At 51.1% G+C, this 9292-nt stretch carries 7 protein-coding genes; all 7 read left to right on the top strand.

The genetic code is table 11. From position 1 onward, the window contains the following. The first annotated feature begins 163 nt into the window (after nt 1-163). Nucleotides 164-1456, top strand: a complete 1293-nt coding sequence (locus AZ66_RS22905; RefSeq protein ID WP_044356985.1) for a hypothetical protein — start codon at nt 164-166, stop codon at nt 1454-1456. Continuing rightward, nucleotides 1447-2148 (top strand): hypothetical protein, encoded by a 702-nt coding sequence (locus AZ66_RS22900; RefSeq protein ID WP_036666898.1) that lies wholly within the window; start codon nt 1447-1449, stop codon nt 2146-2148. Before AZ66_RS22905 ends, AZ66_RS22900 begins: the two co-directional genes overlap by 10 nt. 53 nt (nt 2149-2201) lie before the next feature. Next, nucleotides 2202-4853, top strand: coding sequence for a molecular chaperone (locus tag AZ66_RS22895; protein ID WP_044356984.1), 2652 nt, complete (start codon nt 2202-2204; stop codon nt 4851-4853). A gap of 49 nt (nt 4854-4902) precedes the next feature. Continuing rightward, complete coding sequence (locus tag AZ66_RS22890; RefSeq protein ID WP_044356983.1) at nt 4903-5682, top strand: hypothetical protein; 780 nt, start codon at nt 4903-4905, stop codon at nt 5680-5682. Nucleotides 5683-6072: 390 nt separating this feature from the next. Continuing rightward, nucleotides 6073-6747 carry a hypothetical protein gene (locus tag AZ66_RS22885; protein ID WP_044356981.1) on the top strand — a complete coding sequence of 225 codons (675 nt, stop codon included), beginning with the start codon at nt 6073-6075 and terminating at the stop codon, nt 6745-6747. Then, entirely contained in the window at nt 6744-8159 is a 1416-nt protein-coding gene (locus tag AZ66_RS22880; RefSeq protein WP_044356980.1) for a phage baseplate assembly protein V, read from the top strand. The genes AZ66_RS22885 and AZ66_RS22880 overlap by 4 nt, the downstream gene beginning before the upstream one ends. Nucleotides 8160-8235: 76 nt before the next feature. After that, the coding region (locus tag AZ66_RS22875; protein WP_044356979.1) for a pentapeptide repeat-containing protein at nt 8236-9292 on the top strand (1057 nt) is incomplete at its 3' end.

Here is a 9292-nt window from a genome sequence, read left to right as displayed (position 1 = left end):
AATGCCGCTGGTGAAGCCGTGCCGAGCAACGCCGAAAGCGGAGCGGCTGCGAGCAGCGGATAGGGGATGCCAACGGGGAATGCTTCAACTGCCGGCAAAGGGAATGAAGCTCCATCCCCTAGCAGGGAGAACAAGGGAACAAGGAAGGAGTCCATCAGGCGCCATGAAGGAACTGATACATGATCGATTGAGCAGGATGGAGGATCTGGAGCAGCGCAAGTTATTGAAAAATGTAATGACTGGATTGTTCCTGAACCTGGTGGAATATCAGGAAGACATGAATCGGAAAATAGAGCGCAAGGTATTCGACGAAATTGAGGATGGCGAGGAAAAGCACGATATTTTCGTATCGATGTGCCGCCGCGATGATGTCGACCCGATTCATGATTTCCTCCGCCCGATGCTGCCGGAGGACACGGCACACAAAACGATAGAAATGGGAAGCCTTGTCGAGCAGATGAAGCAGCAGGGGAAAGCGCTGCTGCTAACTCTGTTTTTGCAGTGTGATTTTGCAAGGCTGCATAACCTGATGTCAGGGAAAAGAACATTCCGCGGAGAGATGAAGACATCAGGGGGCAATTATGCGATTACGGTGCGCTTGTCGCAAAGCCGACTGTACATCAACGAAATCGAGAAGCTATACCGTGTCTTTCAACAGAACAGCGTTCCATGGAAGACATTGAATCATCCATACGCTTATAAATTTTTTGACGTATGGCTCACGGACTGCGACAGTGCTTTGCGGGAAGAGGACGAGATCAACGAGATTACCGTTAATCTAGAGGAATTCGAGCCTCATAAGCACGTGGATCTCGTACCGCTCTGGAATATCGAGCGGCTTGCCATTCAGAACGACGGCTTTCCCGAGCCTGCAGCCGATCGAATTAATTACGAACATGTTCTGGCGATTCACAAGCTGGGCAGCGAACATGGCTATCTGGTGGAAGGAAATGAGGAACATATTCGTTATATCAAGCGAACGAGAGACGATTTGACGATTGTGTCGCCGCATGAGAAATCCGGCATGTGGACGGTCGTGAAGATTGCGCAGCCTTCGGAATCCCGGCTTGGAAGCTTGGAATACAAGCTGGTATCCAATCGGAGGGCAGATGGCTTTATCGGCAAATATGCGCGGAAGCAAGCCCAAATCGTACGCTCCAAGGGCGAGATTGTGCGGCTCGTGAATGCTTTTGAGGCAGCGCAGATGCTTCAACTGGAGCATGTGGATATCCTGGAAGCGAATAACGGCGGGGAACAATCCTATGAGATGAACTCGTTCATTAGCGACAATGTGCGGACGGTACTGGATAAGAAAATTATGCGGCTTAGCTTCCGCGCTGTCGAGGACGAAGTGTCGGAAGGAGAGCAGTTCATTCTGCATGATCTGATGAGCTTTCTCGTTTCCGAGGTGCAGATGCATTTTCCCGAGTATAAGTGCGAAGGGGTATTGGTGTGAATTACATATGGGATTTGGTCATTAAGGCAGAGCAATCCGGCCTGAGCGCGTCGGATTTTTGCTTTGTCCCCGCCAAGGTGTATTCGCCCTATATGGAACTGAGCTTGGAGGAGCTCAACGTTTGGGCGAATGCGGTGCCGGACACAATCGAGGTGAATCCGTATTATCGGTTCTACGATCTGTTCAAGGACATGTTCGACATTAACAATGAAGAGGATGTGGAGCTGCGCCAAACGCTGTTCGATATCGTGCTTCATTTTGTGACGGAAATTGATCGTTATCAAGGGATGAACCGGCGCGAGTATTACATAAAGTTCGTGCTGCGCGACATGGAAGAGGGGAAGTTCGGTTTGCGTGTCAGCAAGGGGATCGGCCTGTTCAATCAAGAGCAGCGCGAGATGATCGCGGGGAATGTGCTGCGGCTATATGAGACGGGTGAGGCGATATACCTGCTCAAGGATACGATGCGTGGCATCTTCCGCAGCTCGACGATCTATGCGAATTGCGAGGATCGGGACGAGCTTCTCTTCTATGTCGGACAGGAGGAAAGTGAACCGGCGCGAATGAAGCTCGAATTGATTCAGGAGCTGTTCCTGCCGGCAAGATTCCATACGGAAGTGTATTGGCAGGATCATTTCGGCATTATTGGCATGGAGGATACGATGCGGATTGGAAATGTGTCGCTGTATTAACTTATAAAGATAAGAAGCAAGGCTGGACGCGAGGCGGCCGGGAGGGGGCAAAGATGAGCGAGTATACATATAGGCTTTATAAGCAGCCGGCCAAGCGGGATGCGGGGCGGAAGCATGTGGAATATACCCGGGAGGAACTATCGGAGATGACGACATTTCAGCTCCGGAACATTTGCCATCAGGAGAAGCTCATTGAAGGAATGATCCATACGCTTGATCGCGACGGATTAATTGCAACCGTCATGAAATACCGGGGGGCGGAGGAAAGCCAGCTCATTCAAACGGCTAGCCCGGACGGGTTTGAACGGGTCGAGAAGATGGTACGAACTTATCTCCGCATGCCGCTGCCGAATGACGGAGGTATTCGGGTTCCGGCCAAGATTACGCTGTACGACGGCTTGAAGCTCGATCGGCATGATGGATACAGGGTGGAAGCGGGAACGGAAATTGCCGAATCGAACGTGCTGCTTGTCAATGAGCATATGGAGCTGTGCGCGATCCTCAATCTGGTGAAGGATAGTCTGCGTCCGGGCAGCTATTGGCTTGCGATGGGCGAGGGAGCGAAAGTGAGGAAGACGGCGAATCGCCAATACAGTCTGCTCTTTTTCCCGAAGCAAGTATCGGAATATGTGTATCGCACGTACTATCGCAGCACCCCGCAGCCGCCGGCCAATCTGTACTATTACAAGATTCCTGTGGCGGATTTGGATATCCGTGAGCTGGAAGAGACGGACGCGGTGTTGGCGATTGACTTCGGGACGACAAATACAACTGCAGGGGCGTATTTGCACGGTGGGTACGTGGCTTCACCGAATGCGACGGATCTGCTTAATGGGCGAATCCGGCTTGATCGTATCAACTATGTGTGCTTCCCTGACGGAACATCCAAGGATGGGGAATGGATCGAGTCGCTGCCTACTGTAATCGGAATCGCAGATTGCTCGGATCCGGAGCGAATCCGGTTCAGTTTCGGCAGCGATGCGCTGCAAGATAAGAGGAAAAGTGGGTACAGCTCCAGCGCCTCCGTGTTCCATGGAATGAAGCGCTGGGTGAACAATTACAAGCGGCTGGAGGAAGTGACGGACGGCCATGGGAATGCGGCAACGGTAAGCAGAAGCGATTTGCTGCGCGCCTATATGCTGCATGTAATCCGAACGGCGGAGCATCAATTCAAATGCCGCTTCAAGCATCTCCATCTATCGGGCCCGGTCAAGATGAAGACACAATTCATCGATATGTTCGCGGGTATGTTGCCTGAGTACCGCATCGAGACCAGGGATGCGCTGGATGAAGGCTTGGCCGTATTGTACAACACGATCGCTGATCAGATGGAGAAGCAGCGGTTTCTGGACGGCGAAGAATATCAAGCGCTCGTGATCGACTGCGGCGGAGGAACGACCGATCTGTCGTCATGCCGGTTCCGCATAGAGGATGGGCATATCGCCTATAAGCTCGATATCCATACGTCGTATGAGAACGGAGATACGAACTTCGGCGGGAACAATCTGACATACCGCATCATGCAGTACATGAAGATCACATTTGCTGACTTTTACAGGAAGGCGAGACTGCCGGACATTGATAGCTTGATCGACATTCCGGCCACGGACATTTATCGGCATGTCGACGAATTCGGCGCAGATGCCGTCTATTCTAACTTCGACGCCCGTTATAAGGAGACGGAGCACTTTCTTCCGACTCGGTTCAAGGAATATGAGAACCATGCGCGCGATGAATATCAGCGCGTGCGGAACAATTTTTATGTGCTGTGGGAGCTGGCGGACGGCATGAAGAAGGAATTTTTCCGCAAAACGGGCATCCTTCGCAATCGATTCCACTCAGGGCCGGGAAGCAGGCCAGAAAGCGACTTGAATCTTACGGCCGTGGATCGATGGTGCCTGTCACTGCGCGAGAACGGGCAGTTCCGGGACGTATACGAGCCGCCGGACATCGTGTTCAACATTCAAGAAATGAACCAGTTGATTCGTGGAGACATTTACGCCATCGTACGCAAGTTTCTGGACGAGTTCTACCGCGACGGTAGGCTGCAGGACTACTCCATCATTAAGCTGACAGGCCAATCCTGCCGCATCGACGTGTTTCGGGAAGCGCTGAAGGAATTCGTCCCGGGAAGAGCAATCGAATTCCGGCAGAAGACGGAAGATTCGGGGAAGGTTCCGGAGCTGAAGCTGGCCTGCTTGCGCGGTGCCCTGCGTTACTTGAGCGCCCGGAAGTCGGGACTTATCGAAGCGCAGCTGACGAATCATGCGCCGGTCGTTCCGTATTCGGTCAGTGCCTGGACACATACCGGGCGGGAGAAGATGCTCATCTCCGGATACGAGCGGCTGGATCAGGCGCAGGGCTCGATTTCGCGGCCGCTTAGCGCGCATGAGATCGAGTTCCATATTCGTGGAGGCGACGGGGAATTGAGACACACAGTGACATATCGGAATGATTTTGCCGATTACAGCCCTGCTCTATACGAAGAGATCGCTGCCCAGTACGGCGCCAGCATTCCACAGGACGATACGGATTCGATTGCCAACGGCGAGGCGAAATGGTTCGTTTTTGCGGGCGATGGCAGCTGGGGCTTCAACGCAGTGCCGGTTGCGCGGGTGAATGAGCAGCTCCATATCGGGAAGAAGCAGTTCTATGCGTTCGAAAATGATTTGTCGGAGCTGGATTTCTTCGACGGGTTGAAATAAGGAATCGCGAATTTTTTGAACAAAGTCTAAGGAGAAAGGAGGGGACGCCTTGTTTACGCACCAAATGCCGCATTTTCATAAAGGCCGGATTCTGAAAACCGCTATGCTGGAGAGCCTGCGCGATTATCCGCGCCAGTTCGCAGACATCATCTACCAGCACTATTCCGACGGTATCATCGTGGGTGGAGAGGTTCAGGTCAATGCAGAAAGCTTGATGATTACCAAGGGCATCGTCAAGCATGACGGCCGCTTATATACCATGGAAGAGGATTTCGAACTTCCGTATTCCTCGAACGGCAAGGAGACAGTGCTCAAAATTCGCTTTCTCACGGAACAGGCAGCGAGCGACTTCATGACGCTTCCGGGCGAAATTCTGCTGGATGAGAACGACGTGCAGGTGCAGGCGGACGAACTGGAGTTGGGGCGTTTCAAGCTGAAGGAGGGTGCCCGGCTGCGTGCGGATTATCAGGGTTTTGCCGACTTGGCGACCGAGTATAACACGTTCAACGTCATCCATGTGCCGTATGCCGGCATCGGAAGCAGCACGCTGTCTCCATTCATTTTGCAGTATTTCGCCAATGAACTGCTGAAGAGCGGCACGGATCACCCCTATGATGCGAGCTTTGCCATGCTCTGCCTGAACGGCGGCGCCGTAGAACGGAACGTCATTCAGCATTATCTCGGTCAGCGTCTCGGAACGGGATACCGCGAGCTGAGCAATGAGCGCATCTTCGCAGGCCTGCGGAGAATTTTGAGTGAAGCGGGAGGAGGCAGAGCGCTGTCTCCTGATGTACGGCACGGCGGCCGGCAGCGGATGATAGTGGATTGAGTCAGGGGTTCTAAAAAGCAGGAGTTACCACCTGAAGCAGCAGCGGCGATTATTCATCGGCTCACAGACCGGATGTTATTTATTCGAACGACAGCGCTTCGATTCCGATTGCATTTAGTGTCACGGAACAGTTAATTGCGGACGAGAAAATGGAAGAGTTCACGGCTGCTATGGTGGTTCAAATACTTCGTCGTGCGCACTAATACCGGACAAAGATGGAGTTCGCATTATTCTTTATAAATCTGTCGGTTATTGTGACATTGAAGGCCAATTGCAAGGGGATTAATAAATTCCATGAATTTTGTAAGCTTGCAGGAATTGACGTTAGATAAAAAAATATATTCTCCTAAATTTTCTAGAAGTCATATTTTTTAAGAAGGGACTACCCTTATGAACTATATGGACGAGCAGATCCTTAGCATCAAAAACAAGCTTAATCAGAATGCTGCATCTAATAATGAAAATACGATCCTATCTCAAACGACTGTAAATAATCACGATAAAAACATAACTGAAAAAAACTCAACGTTATGGCTGGGCGATAAGCTCATTACCTTGGAAATGAGAGCGATTTTGGACGGACAAATGGCGGTTAGCGTCCCGAAATTCTTTAAGCTAATGCCGCTTGCGCAAGCCAAGTTTAAATATCCTTCGGAGCATCGTCCGGAGCTCATTTATACTTCGGAGGATGGAACGGTGAATATCACCTTTAATCGAACCGAAACCCCTTTGGCGGTCGAGGAGCTATCTGATTTTGTCGAGCAGATGGCAGACGTTCTGCGGTCTGTACAACCGATCCGCAACTGGATGGGTACTCAAGTGATTGTGAATCGTTCCGGTCTATCCATCGGGCAAATCCGTTTTATAGCTGCAGGTGTGGATACGAATTTGTACAACGAGATCCTGTTGTTCATCCATGCAGGACAGGTAATGATGGGGACGTTTAACTGTGTGGAATCGGACATGGAGGTATGGCTGCCTGTTGCGGAACATACGGTACAGTCGCTCCAAACGGTGTCAGTGCCCTTGCCTCCTACGTTTGAGAAAGGAGCGTATTCGCTATGAGCATAGGCTACGAAAATATCCAAATCCATCCTTACGAGCTGGTCAAACTGGAGCAGCTTACCCTCACGAAGAAAATAAACGAGCACACCCGTCTCTATTTTACCGGGATCATCCCCGAGGAGCTACGGGATAGCTATGTGGAAAAGACAGAGAAGAACACGGTCATTCAGGTGAGTCAGCGGGACGAATCGGGCGAAAGCAAGCCGTTATTCAGCGGGATCGCACTAACGGTCGAAGTAAGGGTTGAAAGGGACGTTTACTACCTCATGGTTGAGGCCATTTCTCATACCTACCGGATGGATATCCAACAGCGTACCCGCTCTTTTCAATATACGAAGATGACGATTCCTCAGATGCTGGAGATCGTCGGCAAGGATTATGAAGGGCTGGATGTGATTGATGGGGCGACAGGCGGAGAGCCCATCGGCCGAATTGCCATCCAGTATCAGGAGACGGACTGGGCTTTTTTAAGACGCATGGCTTCCCACTATCATACGAGTCTAATGCCTGTGGCCCGTTTTGACAGTCCAAAATTTTATTTCGGCATCGAGGATAGCCCGGCACAAGTGGTGCTGGATCATACCCGTTATACCGTGCGCAAGCAAATGCTGCCTTTTCGTTATTTTCAGGAGAATGAACAGGTAAAGGTTGGCGAGAATGATTTTATTGTTTATGAGGTAGAGACGGACGAGGTGCTGGACTTGGGGGCTCGGCTAGCTTTTAAAGGACATAGCTTGTTTGTCATCGAGGCCTATACGGAGATGAGGCAGGGCTTACTGCTTCATCAATATGTGCTTACTTCTTACAAAGGATTGCGACAGAAACGTTATTATCAGGACAAACTGGCTGGTGCTTCGTTAGGCGGGGTGGTCGTGGACGTGCGTCAGGATCAGGTACGTATCCATCTGGACTGCGATGAGAAGCAGGCGGTCGAGCAGGCGCATTGGTTTACCTATTCGGCGGTGTATAGCGGCGGAGGACATACAGGCTGGTATGTAATGCCGGAGAAAGGGGATCCAGTGTCTTTGTATTTCCCGGGAAGTCGTGAAGAGGATGGCGTTGCGGGAAGTGCGGTCCGACGTGCGGGGAGAGGGAACGGACACAACAAGTTCTCTAATCCGCAGATGAAGATCTGGCGAACGCCCCATGGGAAGGAAATCCGTTTGGGACCGGATGAACTGGTCGTGACGGGGAAAGATGGCTCTATTTTTATCAAGCTGGACGACAAGGAAGGTATTCATATTGTGAGCAGCAAGCAGGTAAGTATCTCGGCGGGTGGCAATTTGAGCTTGTCTGCAGGGAAGAAGATGAGCTTGTCCGCAGGCAGCGAGCTGCGTATGGACTGCAAGGGCAGTCATATTCAATTGAGCGGATCAGCGGATATGAAGGGCAGCGAAGTGAAGTCGAATTAGGCTGTAGTGCGGCTACAGAATGAAGGCAGCTCGATGATATGACCTATGAAGAGCTTCGGATCGTGGAGGAATGTAAATGGAGAAGCCTAAAGAAGAGCTACACCCGCAGCAAGCCGCCTCGAATCTGGCGTGGTACCTGATCCGCAGACACTGGGCACTGAAGTTCAAGGTGGTGCAAGAACAGCGGATGAAAGCCTGTATCGAGGACTTTCGGAGGTACTGCCGGGATATTCGACAAGAGCAGATTCAAGGGAGAAAGGGGAAAATCGGCTATATTACGTACTCCACGCTGCGTACCACATGGCTGGAGGAGCGGCCTGCTTATCTTGTAGAAGCTTCAGATGCCTTATGGATGCTTGATTCCCAGCCGATCCGATTTGAATGGGATGCGAGCTGGTCATATTCCTATTGGTTCGATTTACGGCAGCAATTGCAAGAGGAAGTAGAGAAGCGGAGTGTTTCGCTATCGGAGCTTGAATGGGAGCATGCCATGTTGGAGGCGGCAGAACATATTCATGCACTCCTTGTAAATATGATTCGTCTCGCGATGAAGCAGGCCGTGTGCTTGCCGGAATTTCAAGAGTTGGAGCGGGAAGAGACGTTCGAGATTCGTGTGGGCGAGTACATGGATCACAGTGTATCGGTGTATCGAGAAGATCGCAGAGCCATGGAGGCAGATGAGATTCGGTTATGGCTAGAGGAAAAAGAAGAGCATGCATATAGTTATCAGGCGTTGACCCAAGTCCAACTGTCGGATGGAGATTATAGTTTGCTGGATTTTCGCTATACAGCTTTTCGCCAGATTGAGATGGAGCATAGCCGTCTATATGGCTGTGTTTTAGTAGGAACGGTGTGGCAGGAGAGTCAGTTGAATGGTAGCGACTTGACATACAGCTTGCTTCATGGAGCCGATTTCAGCGGATGCTCGATGAAAGGGGCGATATTGGATGTTGTTATGGGCAGCGCCGGATATGGATCAGATGTTTCTTTGGATTGGGAGCCATTGGGTTTTGCCGGTGTAGATTTCACAGGGGCAAGCTTGCATAAGGCCAGCTTTCAAGGTGCGCAGTTGCGTGGAGCCGTATTTCAAAATGCGTTACTTCAAAGAGCAATATTTACCGGAGCGGATCTAA

The organism is Paenibacillus sp. E194 (assembly GCF_000935845.1).
Classification (GTDB): Bacteria; Bacillota; Bacilli; order Paenibacillales; family Paenibacillaceae; genus Paenibacillus_B; species Paenibacillus_B alvei_B.
This window is presented reverse-complemented; position numbering and strand designations above follow the sequence as displayed.